At 59.7% G+C, this 21650-nt stretch carries 22 protein-coding genes and 2 tRNA genes; 9 read left to right on the plus strand and 15 right to left on the minus strand.

The annotated features are described in order from the left end of the window. Positions 1-14 precede the first annotated feature (14 nt). Positions 15-896: a transporter substrate-binding domain-containing protein gene (locus tag ACRXB1_RS09485; protein WP_449491851.1), complete on the plus strand. Its 882-nt coding sequence runs from the start codon at positions 15-17 to the stop codon at positions 894-896. Positions 897-927: 31 nt separating this feature from the next. Here ACRXB1_RS09485 and ACRXB1_RS09490 read toward each other — a convergent pair whose 3' ends face one another. Together ACRXB1_RS09490 and ACRXB1_RS09495 are read right to left on the minus strand one after the other, a co-directional pair. Next, positions 928-1380, minus strand: coding sequence for an NUDIX domain-containing protein (locus ACRXB1_RS09490; protein WP_061999893.1), 453 nt, complete (start codon positions 1378-1380; stop codon positions 928-930). A 63-nt stretch (positions 1381-1443) separates the two neighbouring features. Next, positions 1444-1851: an RT0821/Lpp0805 family surface protein gene (locus tag ACRXB1_RS09495; protein WP_061999894.1), complete on the minus strand. Its 408-nt coding sequence runs from the start codon at positions 1849-1851 to the stop codon at positions 1444-1446. Positions 1852-2113: 262 nt separating this feature from the next. Here ACRXB1_RS09495 and ACRXB1_RS09500 point away from each other — a divergent pair, with 262 nt between their 5' ends. Then, complete coding sequence (locus tag ACRXB1_RS09500; RefSeq protein ID WP_061999895.1) at positions 2114-2386, plus strand: hypothetical protein; 273 nt, start codon at positions 2114-2116, stop codon at positions 2384-2386. A 44-nt stretch (positions 2387-2430) separates the two neighbouring features. Here ACRXB1_RS09500 and ACRXB1_RS09505 read toward each other — a convergent pair. Continuing rightward, a tRNA-Arg gene (locus ACRXB1_RS09505) sits at positions 2431-2507 on the minus strand. An 80-nt stretch (positions 2508-2587) separates the two neighbouring features. Beyond that, positions 2588-3418 (minus strand): undecaprenyl-diphosphate phosphatase, encoded by an 831-nt coding sequence (locus tag ACRXB1_RS09510; RefSeq protein WP_062167176.1) that lies wholly within the window; start codon positions 3416-3418, stop codon positions 2588-2590. Between the two features lie 523 nt (positions 3419-3941). Here ACRXB1_RS09510 and ACRXB1_RS09515 point away from each other — a divergent pair. The 3 genes from ACRXB1_RS09515 to ACRXB1_RS09525 all read left to right on the plus strand — a co-directional run bounded on the left by ACRXB1_RS09515 (position 3942) and on the right by ACRXB1_RS09525 (position 6088). Further along, positions 3942-4844, plus strand: a complete 903-nt coding sequence (locus ACRXB1_RS09515) for an aldose epimerase family protein (protein ID WP_449491847.1) — start codon at positions 3942-3944, stop codon at positions 4842-4844. 150 nt (positions 4845-4994) lie between these two features. Next, complete coding sequence (locus ACRXB1_RS09520; RefSeq protein ID WP_449491848.1) at positions 4995-5699, plus strand: peptidoglycan DD-metalloendopeptidase family protein; 705 nt, start codon at positions 4995-4997, stop codon at positions 5697-5699. 56 nt (positions 5700-5755) lie between these two features. Beyond that, positions 5756-6088, plus strand: coding sequence for a hypothetical protein (locus ACRXB1_RS09525; RefSeq protein WP_062000926.1), 333 nt, complete (start codon positions 5756-5758; stop codon positions 6086-6088). Positions 6089-6665: 577 nt separating this feature from the next. On the opposite strand, the gene ACRXB1_RS09530 is transcribed toward ACRXB1_RS09525, so the two are convergent. Beyond that, positions 6666-7199 (minus strand): Fur family transcriptional regulator, encoded by a 534-nt coding sequence (locus ACRXB1_RS09530; protein WP_082771300.1) that lies wholly within the window; start codon positions 7197-7199, stop codon positions 6666-6668. On the opposite strand from ACRXB1_RS09530, the gene ACRXB1_RS09535 reads away from it, so the two are divergent. Continuing rightward, a complete protein-coding gene (locus ACRXB1_RS09535) occupies positions 7198-7344 on the plus strand; it encodes a hypothetical protein (protein ID WP_155524224.1) in 147 nt (48 codons plus the stop codon). The genes ACRXB1_RS09530 and ACRXB1_RS09535 overlap by 2 nt on opposite strands. Before the next feature lie 254 nt (positions 7345-7598). Here the strand turns inward: ACRXB1_RS09535 and ACRXB1_RS09540 are convergent. Continuing rightward, a tRNA-Pro gene (locus tag ACRXB1_RS09540) sits at positions 7599-7675 on the minus strand. A 76-nt stretch (positions 7676-7751) separates the two neighbouring features. Between ACRXB1_RS09540 and sixA the strand changes: the two genes are divergently transcribed. Next, positions 7752-8210 carry a phosphohistidine phosphatase SixA gene (sixA, locus tag ACRXB1_RS09545; protein WP_062167185.1) on the plus strand — a complete coding sequence of 153 codons (459 nt, stop codon included), beginning with the start codon at positions 7752-7754 and terminating at the stop codon, positions 8208-8210. 142 nt (positions 8211-8352) lie between these two features. Beyond that, positions 8353-9159 (plus strand): GNAT family N-acetyltransferase, encoded by an 807-nt coding sequence (locus ACRXB1_RS09550; protein ID WP_062167187.1) that lies wholly within the window; start codon positions 8353-8355, stop codon positions 9157-9159. A gap of 14 nt (positions 9160-9173) precedes the next feature. Here ACRXB1_RS09550 and ppx read toward each other — a convergent pair whose 3' ends face one another. Continuing rightward, positions 9174-10697, minus strand: a complete 1524-nt coding sequence (ppx, locus tag ACRXB1_RS09555) for an exopolyphosphatase (protein WP_062170168.1) — start codon at positions 10695-10697, stop codon at positions 9174-9176. A 314-nt stretch (positions 10698-11011) separates the two neighbouring features. Between ppx and ppk1 the strand changes: the two genes are divergently transcribed. Then, complete coding sequence (ppk1, locus tag ACRXB1_RS09560; protein ID WP_449491849.1) at positions 11012-13075, plus strand: polyphosphate kinase 1; 2064 nt, start codon at positions 11012-11014, stop codon at positions 13073-13075. A 21-nt stretch (positions 13076-13096) separates the two neighbouring features. Here ppk1 and phoR read toward each other — a convergent pair whose 3' ends face one another. From phoR to glmM, 8 genes are all read right to left on the minus strand, one after another. Next, a complete protein-coding gene (gene phoR, locus ACRXB1_RS09565; RefSeq protein WP_061999904.1) occupies positions 13097-14410 on the minus strand; it encodes a phosphate regulon sensor histidine kinase PhoR in 1314 nt (437 codons plus the stop codon). A gap of 82 nt (positions 14411-14492) precedes the next feature. Further along, complete coding sequence (phoB, locus tag ACRXB1_RS09570; RefSeq protein ID WP_061999905.1) at positions 14493-15200, minus strand: phosphate regulon transcriptional regulator PhoB; 708 nt, start codon at positions 15198-15200, stop codon at positions 14493-14495. A 60-nt stretch (positions 15201-15260) separates the two neighbouring features. Continuing rightward, positions 15261-15965: a phosphate signaling complex protein PhoU gene (gene phoU, locus ACRXB1_RS09575; protein WP_061999906.1), complete on the minus strand. Its 705-nt coding sequence runs from the start codon at positions 15963-15965 to the stop codon at positions 15261-15263. A gap of 37 nt (positions 15966-16002) precedes the next feature. Then, positions 16003-16758, minus strand: a complete 756-nt coding sequence (pstB, locus tag ACRXB1_RS09580; protein WP_172811968.1) for a phosphate ABC transporter ATP-binding protein PstB — start codon at positions 16756-16758, stop codon at positions 16003-16005. A 147-nt stretch (positions 16759-16905) separates the two neighbouring features. After that, positions 16906-17802 carry a phosphate ABC transporter permease PstA gene (gene pstA, locus ACRXB1_RS09585; RefSeq protein ID WP_075357131.1) on the minus strand — a complete coding sequence of 299 codons (897 nt, stop codon included), beginning with the start codon at positions 17800-17802 and terminating at the stop codon, positions 16906-16908. After that, positions 17799-18782 (minus strand): phosphate ABC transporter permease PstC, encoded by a 984-nt coding sequence (gene pstC / locus ACRXB1_RS09590; protein ID WP_062000927.1) that lies wholly within the window; start codon positions 18780-18782, stop codon positions 17799-17801. The genes pstA and pstC overlap by 4 nt, the downstream gene beginning before the upstream one ends. Before the next feature lie 88 nt (positions 18783-18870). Beyond that, positions 18871-19902, minus strand: coding sequence for a phosphate ABC transporter substrate-binding protein PstS (gene pstS / locus ACRXB1_RS09595; RefSeq protein WP_449491850.1), 1032 nt, complete (start codon positions 19900-19902; stop codon positions 18871-18873). A gap of 227 nt (positions 19903-20129) precedes the next feature. Next, positions 20130-21488, minus strand: a complete 1359-nt coding sequence (gene glmM / locus ACRXB1_RS09600; protein WP_062000928.1) for a phosphoglucosamine mutase — start codon at positions 21486-21488, stop codon at positions 20130-20132. Positions 21489-21650: the final 162 nt, after the last annotated feature.

Raw genomic sequence — 21650 nt, forward strand, 5'->3', positions numbered from 1 at the left:
TGCTCGCGCTCGCGCTGCTGCTGGCGGCGCAGACTGTCTGCGCGAGCACGGCGGAACAACCTCAAATCTCGCCCACGTTGCGCAAGATCGCCGAGAACAACAGCATTGTTCTTGGCGTGCGCGAATCGTCGGTGCCGTTCTCGTATCTGGATGCGAAGCAGCAGCCTATTGGCTATTCCCAAAGCATCGCGCTCAAAATAGTCGATGAAGTCCGGCGCCGCTTGCAAAAGCCCCATCTCGCCGTGAGCACGGTGGTGGTGACATCGACCAACCGCCTGTCTTACGTGGTCAACCATCAGATCGACCTGGAGTGCGGTTCGACCGCCCATATCCGGGACCGCGAACAACTGGTTGCATTTACCAACAGCTTCTTCGACTACGGCATCCGGATGGTGGTGAAGCGCAAGTCCGGCATCCGGAATTACAGCGACCTCGCCGGAAAAACGGTATCGACGACCGCAGGCACGTCCGACGAGCAACTGATCCGGGAATTGTCGATGAACCAGAAGCTCGACTTGCGGATCATCGCCGCCCGCGATCACGCGGAAGCGTTCGAGGCGGTCAAGACCGGCCGCGCCGTTGCCTTCGTCATGGACGATCCGCTGCTGTATGGAAAGATCGCGCAGGAAGGCGCCGCGCAGCGCGACTATGTGGTCACAGGCGACCCGCTTGCGCATGAAGCGTATGCGTGCGTCATGCGCAAGGGCGACCCGGTCTTCAAGAAACTGGCCGATGACGTCATTGCCGGCATGCAACGTTCAGGTGAAGCGGAGACGTTGTACGACACGTGGTTCATGCAACCCATTCCGCCCGACAACATCAATCTGCGTTTTCCGCTCTCGCCCGAGATGAGAGCGCTGTTTGCGAATCCGAACGACCGGCCATCGGACAATTGAACGGCTGCATCAGCCCATCAGGCTCGACCCGTCAGTCCAGCGTTTGATGCAGTTCGGCAAGCGACAGCGTGGTCTGGAATAGCCGCGCGAGACTGCGGCTTGCATACTGGTCGACGTCGGCCAGCGACACCCACCGGTAGGCATCCATTTCGGGGATCATCGTGCCGTCGCGCCGCCGGGGAAAGTACGATTCGCAAACGCACTCCTCGATCTTCACTTCGTCCTGGCTGACGCGCACGGCGAACAAATGCAAATCCTTGTCCCGCCGATACACAAAGCGCCCCAGATCCTTCAGCCGCTCCGCCGGCAAGACGATGCCCGTCTCTTCCACGAGCTCGCGCAACGCCGCTTCGACAGGCTCTTCGCCTTCTTCGCCCTGACCTTTGGGAATGTCCCAATGCGACGTCTCGGTCGCGTGACAGAGCAACACGTCGCCTTGCGTGTTGAGTATCACGACGCCGCACGAAACCGTCCGCTCAGCCATTGATCGATCTGCTGCTTCGAGCTACGAAAGGGTGTTCGCCGCGAAGCTTCAATTGGAGACTGCTCACTGCTTGAGCAGCGCCCATTTGCCGCCTTCGGTCTTGCAGACGGTCGGCGCCCAGGTCTGCGTCTGGCCCTTGGCATGCGCGACCATGGTCAGCTTCCGGCACGTCCTGTCGCCTTTCTTGTCCGTGTCCGACGGCGTGATCGTGCCAGTGACTGCTACCGGATTGCCGGCGCCTTCGTTGTTCCAGTCGAGCGACTCGCCGTCCTGCTTGGTATCCAGCGCGGTGTGTGCGGACTTGTTGAGTATCTGCAGATCACGCTGCTTCATGTACGTGATGGGCGTGTTGTTCAGGAACCCGAGATTAGCCGCTTGAGCTGCGCCGCTGGCCAGCAGCACGCAGCCCGCGACCAGTGACAACGTGATTTGCGTAGAGACGCGTTTGAGCCCGTGAGTCGGCTGTGACATGGAAATGTTCTCCCTCGTTGATATTGATTGATTTTCTGCGTGGATCGCCATTCGGAATGCTGTGACAGACTGGCGAGCAAGAATCGTGTGGGTCGAGGATAGCATGAGGCCACACGTGTTCCGCAAGCGTAGAAGCTCGGCCGAATGGCCATCGCGAGTATGTTTCAGAGAAATGCAGAACTATCTCGGACGTGTCCGATAGAGACCGGCGCAGAGCAAACCTAACATCAGTGAATCGCCGATTCTGCTTCCCCGCCCGCTCATGGAAACCCATCTCACGCCGACGTTTTACGGATGCCTGTGTATCGGGGTGATTGCGTGTGCGCTCATCATGCCGCAGGGCCTGGCAGCGGTGGACCGGCTGCTTGCAGGACAACCCGAGCGGTTTGATCTGGACAACTGGGGAGACGGAAATCGGTACGTGGACGAGATACAGCCGGCCATCTGGCCACGCGTCGTTACCGCCATAGGCGGCGCGCTGTTGTTCGCGGCGCTGCTTACGCTGATGTTTTTGTGCCAGCAACTTGCGCCGTGATGACGCAGACAAGCACAAAGAAGCGCGGACCGCTGAAGTGATCGTGGTACGGCAGGAGGGACTCGAACCCCCGCCCCTCGGCTTAGAAGGCCGATGCTCTATCCAGCTGAGCTACTGCCGCATTGCAGACGATCCAGGATTTTACCTCATCGAATGCGCAAGGAGCCCCATTCGGGGGCTCCTCACGTCATTCGCGTGGTATCAGACCGGTTGCGGATGCAGCATGAACCAGCCGAGACAGAACGCGCCCGCTATCAGGCAATACACGCCAAATGCCGCGAGCCGCCCTTTTCCTTCGAAATAACGCATCAGGAAACGCACGCTCAGATATGCGGCGATGCCCGTCAGCACGCCGCCGAGGATGGCATCGGCGAGTTGATCGGGCGCATGGAAGAGCTTGGGCAGTTCGAGTACGCCGGCCGCGAAGATGATCGGCGTGCCGAGCAGAAACGAAAACTCGGCGGCTTTCTCGGCGCTCAATCCTGCGCCCACGCCCGCGATGATCGTCAGGCCGCTGCGCGAGAAGCCGGGAATCAGCGCGCCGATCTGCGCCAGGCCGACCAGAAACGCCTGCTTGAACGTGAGATCCTCTGGCGCGCGGGCGGAGCGGGAACGCGTCAACCGGTCACCTACCCACAGCAATACGCCGTTGACCATGAGTGCGACCGCGACGATCCGCAGGTCGTGGAAAAGCGCCTCGAGCCGCTTCTCGAGCAACAAGCCGACAATACCCGTCGGAATCGTGCCGATGATCAGCGCCCACATCATGTGGCCATCGGCATTCTTGCGGCCACGCAAGGACCCCACGAACCCGATCACCAGCGCCACCCAGCGCTTGCGGAAATACCACAGTAACGCGAGCGCGGTGCCAAGGTGAAGCGCGACAAGAAACGGCAACAGCTGTGGCGCATGTTTGTCGATATGCATGCCGATCAAACCAGGCACGAGAAGGGTATGGCCAAGACTGCTGACCGGAAACAACTCGGTCACGCCCTGCAGCACGCTCAGGAAAATCAGAAACCACAAAGTCACGCGTCAGTCCTCTTTCGTTGTTGGCGATAAACCAGCGACAAGTCGCATGGTTTCGGCGGTGCGGCATACGGCACGCAAAACGCGCCGATTATGCCGGTCGCCAAAAGCAGCGCCAAGCGTTTGCGTGCGAGATCGCGCAATCGAAAGCTGATTGTTAGATATATGAATTCAAAAAGAAAAACAAAAAGGGCTCGTCGAAGACGAGCCCTTTTCAAACATGCCGATCAGCTAACGTGGCGTTTAGAGCTTGTATAAGAACAAAGCCGTCCCTGCGCCAAACGTACCAAAGATAAAAACTCCGAACATCATAGCCAGATCCATATCACCCTCGCCTTTCGTAGGATCATCTTGAACGATTGGATCGCCAAGGCCGCAAAATGTTTCACCCGCGTTACATCGTGCTTGCATTATCGGGCCAATGAAACCAGGTGTGTCAGTCGCAGTTTCCCCAAAAGGGTTTCCCCGTAGAATTGAGCGCGATGCATCGAACAGCCCGACCATTTACGCCAAGGAGACCACCCATATGTCATCACTACCCGAGATCCTGGAAATCAAACGCGATGACGCCGCCCTCGAAATTGCCCCCCACGCCGGCGCGCGCCTGATGACCTGGCGCGTCGGCGGCGAACCGGTCATCTTCTGGCCCGCCGCGCCCGACTGGTCCAACTTCGTCAAGATTCGTGGCGGCAATCCGCTGCTATTCCCGTTTCTCGGCCGCCATTTCGTCGATGGCGAAATTGGCAAGTGGCGCGACCCGGAAGGCATCGTGCACGACCTCCCCATGCATGGCTTCGCGCGCAACCTGCCGTTCGAGCACAGGGTGGACGCGGACGGTCACGGTGTACGCATGACGCTCGTCGACAACGATTTCACGCGTCAGGGTTATCCGTTTGCTTTCCGTTTCGAGGCGGCGTACCGGCTCGTGGATGGCGTCACGCTCGATGTGGAATTGACGACCTCGAATCCGGGCGAAGTGCCACTGCCCTATTATTCCGGCCACCATTTCTACTTCGCGCTGCCGCACGATCAGCGCGGCATCAGCAGCATCGAACTGCCGCGTACGGAAACGCGCCGGCAACTCGATGACGGCTCGATAAGCGAAGCGGAAGCCGGCAAGGCGCTCTATTCCATCGATGACCCGAGCATCCTCGACCGTTTTCATTGTTTCAAAGGCCCGTCCGATCAACCCGTGCGGCTGGTTACGCCCGGTCTGAAACGCGCGGTGAACTTCGATCTGCAACGGCCTGACTCGGTGCCCTGGTATGCGGTCACGACCTGGACCGAAGCACCGGCGTCGGATTTTTATTGCGTCGAGCCATGGGTCGGTCTGCCCGATGCCATTCACAACGGTCACGGATTGCGTTGGCTTGCGCCCGGGAAAACGGAAACGGCAGCACTCAGGCTGACCATTTCACCGGCGTCGTAAGGGGAAGATGAGCGCCGCGCGCACCTGGGAGCGCGCAGGCTTCTGAGTGCCACGTCACGGGGACGTTAAAATCATACCTTTCGACGTTACGCGTTGTTGTTCGTCCGCCGTGGCTCTCCGGGTTGTGCGGCGCTTTGCGAGGTTCTGAGTTTGGTACAAATAATTCGACGGCTGACCTGCGCGACCTTGGTCGCAGTGCTCGCCGCGTGTGGCTCCGCACCTGTGGGACCGGGGTTTTATCGTGTGGAACGGGGCGATACGGTGTCCAAGATCGCGCGTGCGAACAGGACAACAGCGCAAAATATCGCGCGCTGGAACAAGCTCGCCGACCCGAACGCGATTGAAGTCGACCAGGTGCTGCGTGTGGCGCCCCCGGCGGGGACGGCCCTTGCATCGGCGCCTTCATCGACCGCGCCGGCCCGTACAGGCGGCACGAGTTCTGCGGATACCGCTCCCGCTGTCTCCGGCGGCGCGATCCGGCCCGCCACCAGCATTTCGCTGATCTGGCCGGTCCAAGGCGACGTCATCCGCGGTTTCGACGGCAAGAGTTCGAAAGGTATCGATATTGGCGGCACACCCGGCACACAGATCGTCGCGGCAGCGGCCGGCTCGGTGGTGTATGCGGGAAACGGCTTGCGCGGTTACGGCAACCTGTTGATCGTGAAGCACAACGCCGATTACCTCACCGCTTACGCGCATAATCGCGCGCTGCTCGTGAAGGAAGGCCAGAGCGTCGCGCAAGGCCAGCCGATCGCGGAAATGGGCGACAGCGACACAAACCGCGTGATGCTGCACTTCGAATTGCGCTCCAAGGGCAGTTCGATCGATCCGTCGCGCTACTTGCCACCTCGATGAATGCACCGGCGCACAAACGCGTTCAGCCACGTTCAATCAGTTACAGGGAAGATTCGATGAAAGACAACGTCCGCGCCCCGGCGCCTGGAAAACTGGCCATGATGGCTGCCGTGCTGGTCGCTGCAGCAGCGCTGGCGGGTTGCGCAAACACGGCGAAACGGACTTATTTGCCAACCGGCGATACCGGTTTTGCGATCAACTGCAGCGGCGGCGATGCCAGCACGAGCTGGGCCGAATGCTACAAGAAGGCCGGAGAGATCTGCGGGTCGTATGGTTACGACGTGGTGTCGAAGGACGTAGACAACGGAGCGACATCGGGCGGATCGGTCGCCGGAATTTTTGGCGCGAACGTCAAGAACCGGTCGATGGTGATTCGCTGCAAGCAATAGGACTCGTACGGCTCGCAGCCGCATGATGCTTCACGGCGGCGCCGAGTCGCCTGCCTCGTTCCCGCACGTCTGGAACATGCAGCGAGCAGGCGAGCCGTGCTCCGCGCCACCGCCCCGACAACGGATCGATATGCGACGCGAACACCAGCAAAGAAATCAATGCCAGCGGGCAAACAGCAAGAAAGATCCACAGCGCGGTCATGTTCGAGATCAATTTCGACTGGAGAGATATTCGATAATACCGTTGCAGCAAGAATTTCGCATGACGCACGGCTATCTCGAATATTCGATCGTAACAATTACGTGACGCGGCCTTGGTTGCCGTGGCTTGCGTCTTCCTGGGATCGCACCGTCACACATCGGGTTACGCGTTGAAACAAGTGATCACAATCCAGCAGATTGTTGCGACCTAGAATGACAGCAGCCCGCGCCTCTCTGCGCGAACAGGTACCGCGGGTCAGAAACGCCGATGTGCCCGCATCGGCGTTTCGCCTTTCTCTGCCCACGTCGTCTAGCGGCAAACAAAAGGCCGTTCCAACCTAAGTCGGAAAGGCCTTTTACCTCACTCAACGCTGACTCAATGCGACGCGTGATCGTGGTCATGCTTGTGAGCGCTCGGGTCCTCAGCCGCCTGGCATGCCGGGCAAATGCCCTTGAGTTCGATATCGTCACCCGCCAGTTTGTATCCGCTTGCCTCGACCTGCGATAACAAGCTCTGGCGCAACTGCTTTTGCTGCTGCAATTCGGTCACCCGCCCACATTGCTGGCAAACCACCAGCACGCCATGCTGGCAATGCGTCAGGTCGTGGCAGACCGTGAACGCGTTGATTGATTCGATCCGATGAATCAGTCCCGCCGACAGCAGGAAATCCAGCGCCCGATAAACCGTCGGCGGCGATGCGTTGGGATGCATCGCGCGCATTTCGTCGAGCAGCGTGTAGGCCTTCGTTGCACGTCCGGACGTGAGCAGCAGTTCCAGCACTGTGCGGCGGATGGGCGTGAGCTTTTGACCGCGTTCGCGACAGTAGTCGTCGGCCATGGTGACCGCAGCCTGAAGCGCGTCGGCAGACGAGTGGTCGTGGGACTGGGCGGCGTTGGCGGGCGTGTTCATGGACAAATTATACGCTGCTGCCACGTTCGGACAGGCGACAGGCTCGCGGCATGCAGGCGATCATTGCGGCTGCGCGGAGGGGGCTGCCCTGGCCGGCGCGATGGTCATGTCGGGCGGTGTGGTATCGGTTGGAACGCCCTTGTAGTCGGGCGGGTCCTGAGGTATTACGCGATGCGGCGTTGAATCGGCACATGCCGAGAGAATCAGGGAGCAGGCAAACAGAACGGCGAAGCGCGGCATGGACGGCCCGGAAATAATTCGTTGATTTGGAGAGTGAAGCAGGAAGAGTAAACGATATCGGGAATTGGGACCGGACACGACTGCGCGAACGACAATCAAACCGCGCCAGAAATGGCAAAGGGGTCGCGAGTTGAACTCGTGACCCCTTCATGTGTAACGTGGTCGGAGCGAAAGGATTCGAACCTTCGACCCTCTGATCCCAAATCAGATGCGCTACCAGGCTGCGCTACGCTCCGACAAGAGCGAGACTATAGCGTTTTCCTGATACCGGCGCAATCGAAAACGCTTAATACCGTCAAAAGGAGACACCCCATGAACCTCATTCTCTGGCGTCACGCCGAAGCGGAAGATCAGGCTGCGAGCGACCTCGCGCGCCAGTTGACCGGACGCGGCGTCAAGCAGGCACAGGCGGCCGCGAAATGGCTGAAAAGCCGTATCGATGGCGATGCGCTTTTCCTCGTCAGTCCCGCCACCCGCACCATCCAGACGATGGAAACCTTCGGCGACCGCTATCAGGTAGCGAAGGAAATCGCGCCGGGTGCGTCCGCGCAGGCTGTGCTCGATGCCGCGCAATGGCCGCAAGGCGCGGCGGAAACGGTCGTGGTCGTTGGACACCAGCCAACGCTCGGACGCGTTGCAGCCTTGCTGCTGACCGGTCAGGAAGCCGACTGGACCATGAAAAAAGCAGGTATCTGGTGGTTTCAGGGCCGATCACGCGCGGGCGACAGTCAGATCGTGTTGCGCGCCGTCACGAACCCGGACCTGCTTTAAAGCCGTTCACAGATCAGATCGAGGAGGAGACCAGCCCACGCACTTCATTGAATCGTCACTGTGATGCCATGCGAGCGTCATTCGCGATACTTACATTGTCGGCTATCGGTAATACGTCAGCCAAATCCACTGGGGATTGTCAATGCAGGAATCGACGACGCACGCTTTCGTGAACCCATCGAATGGTACGAGCGGCCCGGACCGCTTGCCCCGCGCCGCCGAGACGGTGACAGCGCAGCACAGGCTGCGGGTATCGTGGGCGCATTCCGAGGCGGAACTTCGCGAGGCGCAACGCCTGCGATACCGCGTGTTCGCCGACGAAATGGGCGCCCAGTTGAAAGGTCCGGCGGGCCTCGACGTCGATACGTTCGATGCCTTCTGCGACCACTTGCTGGTCCGCGATCTGGACACGCTGAAGGTCGTGGGCACATACCGGGTCTTGCCGCCGCACCAGGCCGCGCGCGCGGGCCGGCTCTACGCCGAAAGCGAATTCGATGTCTCGCGCCTCGCCCACCTGCGCCCGAAGCTCGTCGAAGTCGGCCGCTCGTGTGTGCACGCAGATTATCGAAGCGGCGCGGTCATCATGTCCTTGTGGGGCGGCCTCGCCGCATACATGAAGCAGAACGGCTACGAGACCATGCTGGGTTGCGCGAGTGTATCGATGGCCGATGGTGGCCACTACGCCGCCGATCTCTTCGATGGCATGGAGAAGGACGCGTTGACGGCGCTCGAGTACCGGGCGTTCGCGCACACGCCGCTGCCGGTGCAGGAATTGCGCACGGGCGCGAAAGTCACGCCGCCGCCGCTCGTCAAAGGTTATCTGCGCTTGGGAGCCAAGATTTGCGGCGCACCGGCGTGGGACCCGGATTTCAACACGGCTGATTTCCTGACGTTGCTGCGCGTATCCGATATCAACGAACGGTACGCGCGGCACTTCATGGCTGACTGAGCGCCGCGCCGGGATCAAACGCCCGTATAAACCACCCGATACGGCTTGCCGATCTTCTCCCACTCGGCCGCCTCCTGCACGAGGCTGTAGTCGGTCAGCGGATTCAGCGACACCCAGTCGTTGGGCAGCTTTACGTCGAACCCGGCGTTTGTCGCCGTCACCTCGATGGCCGGCAAGCCGACATCGGCCCGCCGTCTGCACAGCAGCGCCGCGAGCCGCAGGCAGAACAGCAGCGTCCAGTCGACATCACGCGCGTGGGAAAGCTTGCCAAGCTTGCCCACATGCCCCAGCACGAGACCGGCAAGGCGCGCCTGATCGGTGCGCGAAAAGCCCGGCATGTCGGCGTGACTTGCGATATACGCCGAATGCTTGTGGTACGCGCTGTGCGAGATGGAAAGGCCGATTTCATGCAGCGCCGCAGCCCATCCAAGGAACATCCTGTTCTCGATACGGCGCTCGGCATCGACGGAAGACGCGCCTTCTTCGAGCTGCTCGTAGAAGCTGATGGCGAGCTTCGCGATCCGCTCCGATTGCGCGCCATCGACGGAATAACGGCGCTTGAATCCTTCCACCGTCACGGTACGCATGTCCTGATGCTGCGTGCGGCCAAGCAGGTCGTAAAGCACGCCGAGACGCAACGCGCCGTCGGTGGTATCGACATAATCGATACCCAGTTCCTCGAAGACGCCCAGCATGATCGACAAGCCACCGGCCAGCACCGGAATACGGTCGGCCTTCAGTGCGATCAGCTTCAGCCGGTTCACGTTCTCGGCCTTGATCAACGCTTTTTTCAGCCGTTCCAGGCCGCCGCGCGAAATGCCGTGCGTGATGCCGGGGTCGTTGAAACCGTTCGCTTCGATCAACTCGGCGAGCGCGCGCGCCGTGCCCGATGATCCGATCGCCTGGTCCCAGCCGGTCTGTTTGTATTCGCTGGAAATGATCTCGATCTCGCGCTTGGCAGCCAGTTCGGCCTGGCGCATGGAGTATTCATCCACATTGCCGGCGGCAAAGAATTGCCGACTATGGCTCACACAACCTATATAAAGGCTTTCCATGTGAATGGGCGTGTAATGCGAGCCGATGATGAATTCCGTCGATCCGCCGCCAATGTCCACCACCAGCCGTTTGCCGGCGCTCGCGGGCACAGAGTGTGCGGCGCCAGCGTAGATCAGGCGCGCTTCCTCGCGCCCCGCAATCACTTCGATGGGAAACCCAAGTGCGTTCTGCGCCTCGGCAAGAAACTCCTCGGCGTTCTTCGCCACGCGCAGCGCGTTGGTCGCGACCGCGCGCACGTGATCGGGATGGAAGTCGCGCAGCCGCTCACCGAAACGCTTCAGCGCGTCCCAGCCGCGCAACTGCGAGGCGCGATCGAGGAATTTGTCGCGTGACAGTCCCGCCGCCAGCCGCACAGGTTCGCGCAGCGCATCGACCTGATAGATCGGGCTTCCTGACGGCGTCTCTTCAACGCGTCCGACGATCAGCCTGAAGCTGTTCGATCCGAGATCTACGGCTGCCAAAAGATGAGGTGAATTGACCATCGATTTTTTAGGTTCCGTAGGGTTGTTCGTGCATTCGCCATGCATGTCCCGGGCCGCAATGAAACTGAATGCGTGCCGCAGTGCGCCAATTTTAATTCCTGGCGGACCGATGTGCTGGTCTGCTGAAAAGCAAATGAAACAAACAGGAGGATAAATCGGTTTTGAGGTGCGCTCGGGCGAATCTCGCCAGGGTCGACCTTACGCACGCCCTGCGTTAAATTCGTGACATCATGAATTCATAAAAACGTCATCATATTGTGGTTCATTCCGGGCGATCCTTGCACATTCCGTTTTTTCGCGCACCTTTAATACTGATGTCCAACCGCTATCCCCTTCTGAACCGCGAACTGGGCATTCTGGGCTTCAACGAACGCGTATTGTCGCAAGCCGCCGATACCGCCGTCCCGCTGCTCGAACGACTCCGCTTCATCTGCATCACCAGCAGCAATCTCGATGAATTTTTCGAAGTCCGCATGGCCGGCATGCAGGAACAGATGCGCGACAACCCGGGCTCGCTTTCACCCGATGGCATGTCGCTGCAGCACGTGTACGACCTAGTGGTCGAGCGCGCACACCGGCTGGTCCACCAGCAATACGCAATGCTGCAGGACATCGTCTATCCCGCGCTCGAAAGCGAAGGCATCTATTTTCATGGCGTCGAGTCATGGACCGAAGCGCAGACCGACTGGGCGCGCGACTACTTTCACAACGAATTGCTGCCCGTGCTGACGCCTATCGGGCTCGATCCTGCGCATCCGTTTCCGCGCGTGCTGAACAAGAGCCTGAACTTTGTCATCGAACTCGAGGGGAAGGACGCGTTCGGGCGGCAGGCGGTCATGGGGATCGTGCAGGCGCCGCGCGCACTGCCCCGGCTCGTGCGCATGCCTGAAGCGCTGTCGGGATATCCGCACGGGTTCGTATTGCTCAGCTCGCTGATGCAGTGCTTTGTCGACCAGTTGTTTCCGCATCTGGTCGTGCTTAGCTGCAACCAGTTCCGGATCACGCGCAACAGCGAATTGTTCGTCGATGAAGACGAAATCACGAACCTGCGCGTCGCGCTGCAAGGTGAATTGCCGGCGCGGCACCTGGGCAATGCGGTGCGCCTGGAGGTATCGGCGGAAACGCCTCCACACATGATTCGAAGGCTTCTGGATGAAAGCGAGCTGAACGACCGCGATTGTTATCGCGTGGACGGGCCGGTGAATCTCGTGCGCCTGATGCAGTTGCCCGAGATGGTCGACCGGCCCGATCTCAAGTTCGTCCCGCACATTCCAGCCGTGCCGAGCGTGATCGCGAATGCGTCCAACATGTTCGATGTCATCGATAAAGGCGACGTGCTTCTGCATCATCCGTACGAGAGCTTTCAGCCCGTGCTGGAGTTGTTGCTTCAGGCCGCCAAGGACCCGCAAGTCGTCGCGATCAAGCAGACGATCTATCGCACGGGAACGGATTCGCCGTTGATGGACGCGCTGATGCAAGCCGCGCGCAACGGCAAGGAAGTGACCGTGGTGGTGGAGCTGCTTGCACGTTTCGATGAAGAGACGAACATCAACTGGGCGTCGCAGCTCGAGGCCGTGGGCGCGCACGTGGTGTATGGCGTGGTTGGCCATAAATGCCACGCGAAGATGATGCTGATCGTGCGGCGCGTGTCGCAGGGCGGCAAGATGATGCTCAGGCGTTATGCGCATCTTGGGACGGGGAATTATCATCCGCGAACGGCGCGTCTTTATACCGATTTCGGCATGATGACGGCGAATCAGGAAGTCTGCGAAGACGTGCATCATGTATTCCAGCAACTCACCGGCATCGGCGGCGAATTGCGTTTGCATCGGCTTTGGCAAGCGCCTTTCACGCTGCATCCGAACCTCATGGAAGCGATTCGCTTCGAGGCCGAAAATGCGCGCGCCGGCAAGAAGGCACGGATCGTCGCGAAGATGAACGCGCTGCTCGAACCCACCGTGATCGGCGCGTTGTATGAAGCGTCCCAGGCGGGCGTGAAGATCGACCTGATCGTGCGCGGCGTGTGTGCGTTGAAACCGGGCGTGGAAGACCTGTCCGAGAACATCACCGTGCGGTCGATTGTCGGGCGTTTTCTCGAGCATCACCGCATCTTCTATTTTTATGCGGGCGGTGAAGAGAAGGTGTATCTATCGAGCGCGGACTGGATGGACCGCAACTTCTTCCGGCGCGTGGAAGTGGCGTTTCCGGTGAACGACCGGCGTTTGAAACGGCGGGTCATTGCGGAAGGTTTGTCGGCGTTCCTCGGCGATAACCAGTCCGCGTGGCTCATGCAAAGCGATGGGCACTACAGGCGGCGACGGCCGGGCAAAGCCATGCGCAACGCGCAGCTCGGGTTGCTTACGAAGTTCTGTTCCTGAAACGAAAGAGAACGCGGCGCGTCAGGCCGCGATCGACTTCCTCAGTGAAGTGCGCGCCGCCGGAAACTTGACCAGGAATGTACTGCCGCGCCCTTCTTCGCTTTTGATTTCCAGGTCCGCGTGATGGCGCTGCAATACATGCTTGACGATAGCGAGACCCAGACCCGTGCCGCCGGTATCGCGAGACCGGCTTCTATCCACACGATAAAACCGCTCCGTCAAACGCGGAATGTGTTCGGCCGGAATGCCGAGCCCGCTATCCCGCACGGAAAATAGCGCGCGGTCACGAACGCGCTGCCACGTGACGTCGATGGTGCCGCCATCGGGTGTGTATCGAATGGCGTTTGTCACCAGATTGCCGAGCGCGCTGACGATCTCGGTTTCAGAACCGGACACGGTGAGCGCTTCGTCGACGTTGAACGTGATCCGGTGCCGGCCGCTCGATAAATTGTCGGCGTCCTCTTCCAGATGACGCAAAACCGCGCGCATGTCGAGCACGTCGTCGCTCGGAGGTTTGCCATCGCCTTCGAGATTGGCCAGCACCAGCAAATCACGCACGATGTTCTGCATACGCGCCGATTGCTGCTCCATCATTTCCAGATAACGTGCACGGTCCGATTCGTTTAGCGGGATCTCGCGCATGGTTTCAAGAAAACCGGACAAGACAGTCAACGGCGTCTTCAACTCATGCGAAACGTTCGCGACAAAATCGCGCCGCATGGAATCCGTTCTCTCCAGCTCGGTTATATCCTGCGTAAGAATCAGCTTGCGATTCTCGCCGTAAGGGAATATCTGCACCGACAACACATGCTGACGGTTCAAGCCCATTCCACGCATGATCAGCACTTCCTCGTAATGCTGCGAGGCAAGGTACCGGACGAAGTCCGGCTGGCGCACGAGATGGGTTATATGCTGGCGCAGGTCGCGTTTTGCATCGAGGCCAAAATGCGTTTCAGCAATGGCGTTGCACCACTCGATCTGATCGGTATCGTCGAGCATCGCAACGCCATTCGGCGACGCCTGAATGCCCTGGATGAACCGCGAATGCTGCTGCTCGACCTGACGCACTTGCGCGTGCCAGCGCTTGGCAAGCTTGTGCAGCCGATAATAAATCTCGCCCCACACGCCCGGTGCGCTCGGCACTTCGCCGTACACGGGCGCGTCGAGCAGACGCCAGAGGCGCTGAGTATGAAAGGTGGTGAACAAGGCTTGCAGGACCAGCATGACGAGCGCAAAACACAGCGCTGTGCGCAAACCAAACAGCGCACCAACGATCACGCTCAATATCGCGAGTAACGCGAGGGACACGAGAGAACGCGTCCAGATGATATTCATGAATTAGCGGATCGAGATAATTGCCACGCGAGCCCACGACCCCTATTGGTCGCGGGTTTCATGCATTACACGAGCGCGCGGATCAAGCGCTCTTGGCCAGCCGGTACCCACTGCCACGAACCGTTTCAATCATAGCATCGCAACCGGCGGGCTTTAAAGCCGCCCGCAAACGCTTGATATGCACGTCCACCGTCCGCTCTTCGACGAACACGTGATCGCCCCAGACCTGATCTAGCAATTGCGTGCGGCTATGCACACGTTCCGGATGCGTCATGAAAAAATGCAGCAGACGGAACTCGGTCGGACCAAGATCCAGCTTGATATCGTCGGGATGACCATTGGAATGCGCCGCCACGCGATGCGTCGCCGGATCGAGACGCAAGCCGTTGATGGCCACCACGTCTTCTGTCAATTGCGGCGCGCGCCGGCGCAATACCGCCTTGATCCGCGCCATCAGCTCTTTAGGAGAAAACGGCTTGGTCACATAATCGTCCGCGCCGATTTCAAGTCCGAGCACTTTGTCCTGCTCGTCACCGCGGGCAGTGAGCATGATGATCGGAATGTGTTTCGTGCGTTCGTTGCCGCGTAATTCCCGAGCAAAGGCGATGCCGGATTTACCCGGCAACATCCAGTCGAGAAGCACCAGGTCCGGCAATACGTCGCTGATCAGGTTTTGCGCCTGCTCCGCGTTATAAGCACGAATGGGGCAATGGCCCGCGTGTTGCAGATTCACCGAAATCAATTCGGAAATCGCGGGTTCGTCTTCTATAACGAGAATGCTGCTGGGCATCGGCACCTCTGTAACCTTCTTCGCGTAAGTGAACTTTTGTCAGTGGGAACTACTTGAATCTCAGCTCAGTGCTTCGCGTTCGAGTTGATCGCGCGACACATGGCGGACATCCGTACCCTTCACAATGTAAATGATGAATTCAGCAATGTTCTTTGCGTGATCGCCGATCCGTTCGACCGCTTTCGCGATGAACAAGTAGTCGAGTCCCGCTGAAATCATGCGCGGATCTTCCATCATGTACGTCACGAGCTTGCGCACGAACGCACGGAATTCTTCGTCGATGGCTTTGTCGTCACGCACGATCTGCGCAGCGGCGACCGTATCCAGGCGCGCGAATGCATCGAGCGCGCGGCGCAAGATGGACACCGCCATTTCGCCGGACAACTTGATTTCCGCGATGTTCACGTTGCGGCCCATGCCGTCTTCGTTGATACGCTTCACGCGCTTGGCGATCTTCTCGGCTTCGTCGCCGGCGCGTTCGAGATTCGTAATGGTCTTCGATATCGCCATCAACAAACGCAAGTCACGCGCAGCCGGCTGACGGCGCGCGATGATGTTGCTGCATTCCTCGTCGATCTCGACTTCCATGGTATTCAGGCGCTGCTCGGCCAGAATCACCTTGTCGGCAATATCCATGTCGAACGCATTGAGCGCCTGCATGGCGTTGATGATCTGCGACTCGACCAAGCCGCCCATTTCCAGCACCTTCGACGAAACCGCGTTCAGATCGGCATCGAATTGGCTCGACAAATGTTTATCGGACATATGTGCTCCTGAAGTCCTTTTTTAGCCCGTTATGCATTCAACCAAAACGGCCGGTGATGTAGTCTTCCGTTTCCTTGCGGGACGGCTTGATGAAGATCTTTTCCGTATCGCCGAATTCGATCAATTCGCCCAGATACATATATGCAGTGTAGTCCGAACAACGCGCCGCCTGCTGCATGTTGTGCGTGACGATGACCACCGTATAGTCGTTCTTCAGTTCGGCGATCAACTCTTCGATCCGGCCCGTGGAAATAGGGTCGAGCGCCGAACACGGTTCGTCGAGCAACAGCACTTCCGGACGGATCGCAATGCCGCGCGCGATGCAAAGACGCTGCTGCTGGCCGCCTGACAAGCCGTAGCCGCTTTGCTGCAGCTTGTCCTTCACTTCGTTCCACAGCGCCGCTTTCGTCAGCGCCCACTCAACGCGGTCGTCCATCTCCGAGCGCGACAGTTGCTCGAACATCTTCACGCCAAACGCGATGTTGTCGTAGATCGACATGGGAAACGGCGTCGGCTTCTGGAACACCATGCCCACGCGAGCACGCAAGAGCGAGATGTCGCGGCGTGTATCGAGCAGGTTGTTGCCGTCCATCAGGATCTCGCCTTCCGCGCGCTGCTCCGGATAAAGCGCGTACATCTTGTTGAACGTGCGCAGCAGCGTGGACTTGCCGCATCCCGACGGACCGATGAACGCGGTCACCTTGTGCTCCGGAATGCGCAGGTTGATGTTCTTCAGCGCATGAAACTTGTTGTAGAAGAAGTTGAGGTTGTTCACCTCGATCTTCGGTTTCATCGATCCAACCGGGGGCGCGTGGTGCGTCGGCTTGAAGCTGCCCGGCACGGCGCCGCGTTCTACTGGGTTCGTGTTCATAGAGGTGGCCGGATTAGCGTTCCGGGTGCTCACATCGCTTGCGACTGTGTTCATGGAAGGGTTTCCGCCTTATTTTTTCGAGAAGATCGAGCGAGCGAGGATGTTCAGACCGAGCACGCCGAGCGTGATCAGGAACACACCGGCCCACGCGAGCGCTTGCCATTGGGGGAACGGGCTCATCGCGAACTTGTAGATGGTGACCGGCAAGTTGGCGACCGGCTGGCTCATGTCCCACGAGAAGAACTGGTTCGACAACGCCGTGAACAAGAGCGGCGCGGTCTCGCCGGTTATGCGGGCGACGGCGAGCAGGACACCCGTCACAATGCCGCTCACCGATGCCTTCAGCGTGATCGATGTCACCATCTTCCACTTCGGCGTACCGAGTGCAAAGGCCGCTTCGCGCAGCGCGTTGGGCACGAGCCGCAGCATGTTTTCGGTCGTACGGATCACGATCGGAATCTGCAGCAGCGCCAGCGCGATCACGCCGGCCCAGCCACTGAAGCGTCCCGAATGTGCCACCACGATCGCATACACGAACAGGCCGATCACAATCGACGGCGCCGACAACAGGATGTCGTTGATGAATCGCGTGACACTCGCAAGCCAGCGCTTGTCGCCATATTCGGCGAGATAGACGCCTGCCAGTACGCCAAGCGGCGTACCAATGAACGTTGCGAGTCCCACCAGCATCAGGCTGCCGACAATCGCGTTGAGCAAACCGCCGCCATCCGTATTAGGCGGCGGCGTGTTCTGCGTGAAGAGTTCGACAGACAAACCGCCCACGCCCAAGCGGACCGTGGTGAAAAGAATCCATACGAGCCACAACAGACCAAACGCCATGGCTGCCAGCGACAACACCAGCGCAATTACGTTCTTGCCGCGCCGGCGGCGCTGCAGCTTGATCCGCGTGGCGGCTTCGCGCTCCGGATTGCCGGAGCCGGGGAATTGCATCGTGGGCTGGCTCATTTTCCGCCCTCCCCTTTTTCAAGGCGAAGCAGCATCAGCTTGGACAACGACAGCACGATGAACGTGATCAGGAACAGGATCAGCCCGAGCTCCATCAGCGCCGATGTATGCAGGCCCGGGCTCGCTTCAGCAAATTCGTTCGCAAGCGCCGACGTAATGCTGTTGCCCGGGGAAAACAGCGAGACGTTATCGAGCAGATTCGTATTGCCGATCACGAACGTCACCGCCATCGTCTCGCCGAGTGCGCGGCCCAGACCGAGCATCACGCCGCCAATCACACCAGTGCGCGTGAACGGCAACACGATCTTCCACATCACTTCCCAGGTCGTGCAGCCGATCCCGTACGCCGACTCCTTGAGCAGCACGGGCGTGACCTCGAACACATCGCGCATCACCGCCGCGATGTACGGAATGATCATGATCGCGAGGATCACGCCCGCACACAGAATACCGATACCGATGGGCGGCCCCTGGAAGAACCGGCCGATAAACCAGACATTGCCGAGCAAATGGCCGAGCGGCTTCTCGAAGTACGTCGCGAAGATGGGCGAGAAGACGAGCAGACCCCACATGCCATACACAATCGAAGGAATTGCCGCGAGCAATTCGATCGCAACACCCAGCGGCCGGCGCAGCCATGCAGGCGCGAGCTCGGTCAGGAAGAGCGCAATGCCGAAGCTCACCGGCACGGCAATGATCAAGGCAATGATCGATGTAGCGATGGTGCCGTAGATAGGCACAAGCGCGCCAAAGGCATCCGCTTGCGGATCCCACTCGGAGCGCCAGAGAAAACTGAGACCGAATTTTTGCAGCGTAGGCAGCGAAGCCACCACCAGCGACACGATGATGCCGCCCAGCAGTAACAGTGTAATTACAGCAGCAAGCCGTGTCAGGCTGCCGAAAACGATATCACCGAGTTGTCCCGGAGCACGCTGGGCGCGGCTTGCGGGCGGAGTCGATGCGAGGTTGATGTCCGACATGGGAGCCTTCGGAAGGACCGCGCGGCGGATGCCGCGCGGCATAACGGACTAAAAAGCCAGAACGTGTTGCTTGATGCCTGAATGCAACTTACTGCACGACTGCCTTGCCCGACGCGTCCTTGACCTTCGCCTTCCACTGCGTTTCGATTTCGGCGGTCACCGACTCAGGCAGCGGGATGTAATCGAGATCGTTCGCAGCTTGCGTACCGTTCTTGAACGCCCAGCCGAAGAACTTCAGCGTTTCCGCGCCCTGTGCTTCCTTTTCCTGCGTCGTGTGCAGCAACACGAACGTGGCGCCGACGATCGGCCATGCGTCCTTGCCCGGCTCATTCGTCAGGATCTGGTAGAACGACTTCGACCAGTCTGCGCTTGCTGCCGCTGCCTTGAACGTTTCCGTCTTCGGCTCGACCACGGCGCCTGCTGCGTTCTTCAAGTCGACGTACGTCATCTTGTTCTGTTTAGCGTACGCCCATTCCACGTAACCGATCGCACCCGGCAAACGCTGGACGAATGCAGCAACGCCGTCGTTACCCTTGCCGCCCGTGCCCGTCGGCCAGTTGACCGTCGAGCCTTCGCCTACCTTGCTCTTCCACTCGGCGTTCACCTTGGACAAGTAGTTCGTCCAGATGAAGCTCGTGCCCGAACCGTCGGCGCGGCGCACCACGGCGATGTCGGTATCCGGCAGCTTGACCTTCGGGTTCAGCGCGGCGATCGCCGGGTCGTTCCACTTCTTGATCTTGCCGAGATAGATGTCGCCGAGCAGTTCACCCGACAACGTCAGTTCGCCCGGCTTGATGCCCGGAACGTTGATCGTCGGCACCACGCCGCCAACCACTGTCGGGAACTGGAAAAGCCCCTGCTTTGCCAGTTCATCGTCTTTCAAAGGTGCGTCCGAGCCAGCGAAATCCACCGTCTTTGCGATGATTTGCTTGATGCCGCCCGACGAACCGATACCCTGGTAATTGACCTTGCCGCCGCCCGACTTCTGGTACGTATCGGCCCATTTCGTGTAAATCGGTGCTGCGAAGGTGCTGCCCGCGCCGGTGATGTCGGCAGCTTGTGCTGACAAGGCAAACATTGCGCCGACGATGCCTGCGAGCGCGGTGTGCATCAATTTCATGTGATCTCCAGGGTTGTGAGCAAGTGGCTCGACACCGCGAAGAATAGGGTCTCTGTGTGACACTTCGATGACGAACGATGAAGCCAGCGTGACAACGTGCTTACGGGTTGAAAGTTTTACTTATGAGCCTGGACGCATACGTTTGCTGTGCTTTTGGGCGTGCGCATGAAAAAATGCCACGGTTTTCGCCGTGGCATTGTTGTTTGACGCGGACGCGTCTGCAAAACTCAGGTCGTTGCTTCCTTCACGACCTTGGCAATGTTTTCAGCGTGTCTGACCGCTTCGGTCTGCGACGCCGCCTCGACCATGACGCGCAACACCGGCTCGGTTCCTGAGGCGCGGATCAGTACGCGTCCCTTCGATTCAAGCTCGCGCTCGGCATCGGCGATAGCGCGGCTGATCGCGTCGCTGCTCTTCCAGTCCGCGCCGGGGCTCATGCGCACGTTGATCAGCTTTTGCGGGAACAGGCTCACGCCTTCCAGCAAATCTGCCAGCGCCCGGCCGCTGCGCTTGACCGCTGCGAGCACGAGCAGTGCGGAGACAATACCGTCGCCCGTTGAATGCCGGTCCAGCGACAAGATGTGGCCCGAGCCTTCCGCGCCCAGGACCCAGTTGTTTTCGCGCAGCTTTTCGAGAACGTAACGGTCACCCACCGCCGCGCGCACGAACTTCACGCCGGCTTGTTTAAGCGCCACTTCCACGGCCATGTTCGTCATCAGCGTGCCGACGGCGCCATCGATCTTTCCATCGGTCGCGATCCGGTCATTGACCAGCACATAGAGCAATTCGTCGCCGTTGTACAAACGACCGGACGCATCGACGATCTGGAGCCGGTCGGCGTCGCCATCGAGTGCAATGCCGATATGCGCCCGATGCTCCTTCACCGCTTTCACGAGCGCGTCGGGAGCGGTCGCGCCCACGCCGTCGTTAATGTTGAAGCCATTTGGCGACACACCGATGGTCACCACCTCCGCGCCGAGTTCATGGAAGACCTGCGGCGCGACGTCGTACGCGGCGCCATGCGCGCAGTCGACTACGAGCTTCAGCCCATGCAAATCGAAACTCGCTGGGAAGGTGCTTTTGCAGAATTCGATGTAGCGGCCGCGCGCATCGTCCAGCCGGCGAGCCTTGCCGAGCAGTTCGGAAGGTGCGCAGGACATGGGTTCGTCGAGCTGCGCTTCGATCTGCAACTCGACTTCGTCAGGGAGCTTGTTGCCATCGGCGGAGAAAAACTTGATGCCGTTGTCGTAATACGGGTTGTGCGAGGCGCTGATCACCACGCCTGCGGCGAGGCGCAACGCGCGTGTCAGGTACGCGACGCCCGGCGTCGGAATCGGACCGGCCAGCATGACGTCGACGCCTGCCGCTGAAAATCCCGATTCCAGCGCCGCCTCGAGCATATAGCCGGAGACCCGCGTGTCCTTGCCGATCAACACAGTCGGCCGGTTGCCGCGTTGCGCCCACTGATCCGCACCCGCCAGCACCTTGCCGGCGGCGTAACCAAGCCGCAATACAAAATCGGGCGTGATCGGGGATTCACCCACCTTGCCGCGAATGCCATCGGTTCCAAAATATCGACGTGCCATGTTCTTGTTCGTTTCCTCGCGCTGAACGCGCTTCATCTATTTGTGTGTTGATTCGTGCATAGTGCGCGCCGTCTTGCCTTGGCGCTACTGCGAGCGGTTGGCAGCCTCCCGGACTGCTTGCCAGACCTTGAGCGCATCGGCGGTCGCCGCGACATCGTGCAA

Source organism: Caballeronia sp. M23-90 (assembly GCF_053574605.1).

Coding starts and splice junctions, on each gene's coding strand:
- ACRXB1_RS09490 (WP_061999893.1), bottom strand. CDS start 1,380: ATGGCTGAGCGGACGGTTTCGTGCGGCGTCGTGATACTCAACACGCAA.
- ACRXB1_RS09495 (WP_061999894.1), bottom strand. CDS start 1,851: ATGTCACAGCCGACTCACGGGCTCAAACGCGTCTCTACGCAAATCACG.
- ACRXB1_RS09500 (WP_061999895.1), top strand. CDS start 2,114: ATGGAAACCCATCTCACGCCGACGTTTTACGGATGCCTGTGTATCGGG.
- ACRXB1_RS09515 (WP_449491847.1), top strand. CDS start 3,942: ATGTCATCACTACCCGAGATCCTGGAAATCAAACGCGATGACGCCGCC.
- ACRXB1_RS09525 (WP_062000926.1), top strand. CDS start 5,756: ATGAAAGACAACGTCCGCGCCCCGGCGCCTGGAAAACTGGCCATGATG.
- ACRXB1_RS09535 (WP_155524224.1), top strand. CDS start 7,198: ATGGACAAATTATACGCTGCTGCCACGTTCGGACAGGCGACAGGCTCG.
- ACRXB1_RS09530 (WP_082771300.1), bottom strand. CDS start 7,199: ATGAACACGCCCGCCAACGCCGCCCAGTCCCACGACCACTCGTCTGCC.
- sixA (WP_062167185.1), top strand. CDS start 7,752: ATGAACCTCATTCTCTGGCGTCACGCCGAAGCGGAAGATCAGGCTGCG.
- ACRXB1_RS09550 (WP_062167187.1), top strand. CDS start 8,353: ATGCAGGAATCGACGACGCACGCTTTCGTGAACCCATCGAATGGTACG.
- ppx (WP_062170168.1), bottom strand. CDS start 10,697: ATGGTCAATTCACCTCATCTTTTGGCAGCCGTAGATCTCGGATCGAAC.
- ppk1 (WP_449491849.1), top strand. CDS start 11,012: ATGTCCAACCGCTATCCCCTTCTGAACCGCGAACTGGGCATTCTGGGC.
- phoR (WP_061999904.1), bottom strand. CDS start 14,410: ATGAATATCATCTGGACGCGTTCTCTCGTGTCCCTCGCGTTACTCGCG.
- phoB (WP_061999905.1), bottom strand. CDS start 15,200: ATGCCCAGCAGCATTCTCGTTATAGAAGACGAACCCGCGATTTCCGAA.
- phoU (WP_061999906.1), bottom strand. CDS start 15,965: ATGTCCGATAAACATTTGTCGAGCCAATTCGATGCCGATCTGAACGCG.
- pstB (WP_172811968.1), bottom strand. CDS start 16,758: ATGAAACCGAAGATCGAGGTGAACAACCTCAACTTCTTCTACAACAAG.
- pstA (WP_075357131.1), bottom strand. CDS start 17,802: ATGAGCCAGCCCACGATGCAATTCCCCGGCTCCGGCAATCCGGAGCGC.
- pstC (WP_062000927.1), bottom strand. CDS start 18,782: ATGTCGGACATCAACCTCGCATCGACTCCGCCCGCAAGCCGCGCCCAG.
- pstS (WP_449491850.1), bottom strand. CDS start 19,902: ATGAAATTGATGCACACCGCGCTCGCAGGCATCGTCGGCGCAATGTTT.
- glmM (WP_062000928.1), bottom strand. CDS start 21,488: ATGGCACGTCGATATTTTGGAACCGATGGCATTCGCGGCAAGGTGGGT.